This window comes from Belnapia arida (assembly GCF_016773205.1).
GTDB lineage: Bacteria > Pseudomonadota > Alphaproteobacteria > Acetobacterales > Acetobacteraceae > Belnapia > Belnapia arida.
On the sequence record NZ_JAETWB010000132.1, the window covers coordinates 1 to 1731 of the forward strand.

1 protein-coding gene is annotated in these 1731 nt (G+C 63.5%); it reads left to right on the forward strand.

Going from position 1 to position 1731, the window contains the following annotated elements; all coding sequences use genetic code 11:
• Positions 1-99: 99 nt before the first annotated feature.
• Positions 100-1731: carbohydrate-binding domain-containing protein (locus JMJ56_RS33025; RefSeq protein WP_202836104.1), on the forward strand; the 1632-nt coding region annotated here is incomplete at its 3' end.

The window sequence follows — 1731 nt, forward strand, 5'->3', positions numbered from 1 at the left end:
TCACACACTTTCGCGATTGCAATTAGAGGTTGAATTGGAGATACGAAGCTCGCGCAGCATGCATCACAATCCTGTGACTGTGCTCGTGAGGATCGGGCCATGGCCATCATCAAAGGCACCTCCGGCAAAGACGTCCTGAAGGGCACCTCGGGCTCCGATGTCATCACGGGCGGCCGTGGCGGCGACACGCTGACCGGCAATGCTGGCGCTGACCGCTTCAGCTTCCTGTCGGGTGACGGCCAGGACGTCATTACCGACTTCAAGCTGGGCGAGGATCAACTGGTGTTCCAGGGCACTTATCGCCCCTGGGCGCTGCACAAGACCATCAACGGCGTCGAGGGCACCCTGGTCCGCTACAGCATGAACACTACCGACACGGTGTTCCTCGCCGGCATCAAGGATGCCAAAATTGAATGGCTGCGCGACCCCGCCCAGGCACCCAAGCTCTACCAGCCGCTGGTGCAGACCGCCGGCAGCGGTCCCGACACTTTGGTCCTCAAGATCAATCAGGAAGCCTGGCAGGGCAGCGCGCAGTACACCGTGAAAGTGGACGGCGTGCAGATCGGCGGTACCTTCACCGCCTCCGCCCTGCGCTCCTCGGGGAAAACCGATACACTTACCCTGAAAGGTGATTGGGCGACCGGTGCCCATAAGGTAGAGGTCAACTTCCTCAACGACGGCTGGGGCGGCTCGGCTGCCAACGACCGCAACCTCTTCGTTGACAGCGCCAGCTACAACGGCCAGGCGGTCGCGGCATCGAAGCTGAGCCTGACGACGCAGGGCGCCAAGACCTTCTCCTTCACCGAGGCGGCAACCGCGGTCGAGAACCGCGTCATCACCGGCACCGACGGCAACGACACGCTGACTGGCGGTATCGGCCGCGATACCATCTCCGGTGGGTCGGGCAATGACATTATTACTGGCGGCAAAGGCAACGACGCCCTGAAGGGCGGTAGCGGCGCCGATCAGTTCAACTTTGCCAATGGCGACGGCGCCGACACCATCACCGGTTTCACGCTGGGCGAGGACCGTCTTTCCTTCACGACGCAGAGCGGCTACGTGCCCTGGGCGCAGGCCACCACGGTCGGTGGAGTCGAAGGCACGCTGGTCCGCTACAACACCAGCACCGCCGACACGGTCTTCCTCGCGGGGGTGAAGGGCGCTGCCATCGAGGCCCTGCTGAACCCGGCCTGGACCGCGCCCTCGGACACAGACGAGTTCGGCAGCATCGTCTTCCAGGATGACTTCAGCGGCACCTCGCTCGACCGCTCGAAGTGGCCGGCCCTCTACGGCGGCTCGACCTATTGGAACGGCGCCTTCAAGTGGGACAACTCCGAGGTCGACGTCTCGGGCGGAAACCTGCACATCGGCATGACCAAGCAGTCCAATGGGGTCTGGACCGCGGGCGGCATCACCACGGACCCGAACCAGTGGAATCCCGGCTTCTCCTTCACCTATGGCAAGGTCGAGATCATGGCCAAGGTGAGCCAGGAGGTCTGGGGCGCCGGGCCGTGCTTCCTGCTCTGGCCAGCGAAGTCCGACACCTGGCCGCCGGAGATCGACATCCTCGAGACCCCAAAGGGCCAGGGCATGTTCACCAACCATTGGCAGGGCCCGGGCGGCAACGGCGATGATCGCTATGCCACCAAGGTCTTCGACCTCGATTTCGACCAGTGGCATGTCTATGGCCTGGAGTGGACTCCGGACCGGATCACCATGACGGTCGACGGC